Annotated in this window: 1 protein-coding gene; it reads left to right on the top strand. The window is 57.5% G+C overall.

Annotated elements, in window-relative coordinates:
* On the top strand, positions 1-346 hold a 346-nt coding region (locus FLQ03_RS18915; protein WP_420855669.1), incomplete at both ends, for a type I restriction endonuclease subunit R, EcoR124 family.

Here is a 346-nt window from a genome sequence, read left to right as displayed (position 1 = left end):
GGAAAAGAGCTACAAGGAGTACATGGAAGGCTTCACCGATGTAGCCACGGGTGAGGCGCGGCGTGGTTTTATGGAGGTGGTGAAAGAGCTGGAAGAGCGCTTCCCAGACCCTGCTGCCATTGAAAAAGAAGCCGACAAGAAGGCCTTCGCCAAGCTGTTCGGCGAGTACCTGCGCGTCGAGAACATTTTGCAAAACTACGATGAGTTCGCCAGTCTGAAGGAACTCCAGACCGTCGATCTGGCTGACCCCACCGCAGTTGAGGCGTTCAAGGCCAAGCACTACCTGAGCGATGAGGACCTGACCGCGCTGCAAGCCATCACGCTCCCGCCCGAGCGCAAGGTTCAG

Origin of the sequence: Vogesella urethralis (assembly GCF_007644045.2) — a bacterium.
GTDB classification, from domain to species: Bacteria; Pseudomonadota; Gammaproteobacteria; order Burkholderiales; family Chromobacteriaceae; genus Vogesella; species Vogesella urethralis.
Note: the sequence above shows the minus strand (reverse complement) of the source record. Positions and strands in the feature narration are given on the sequence as shown.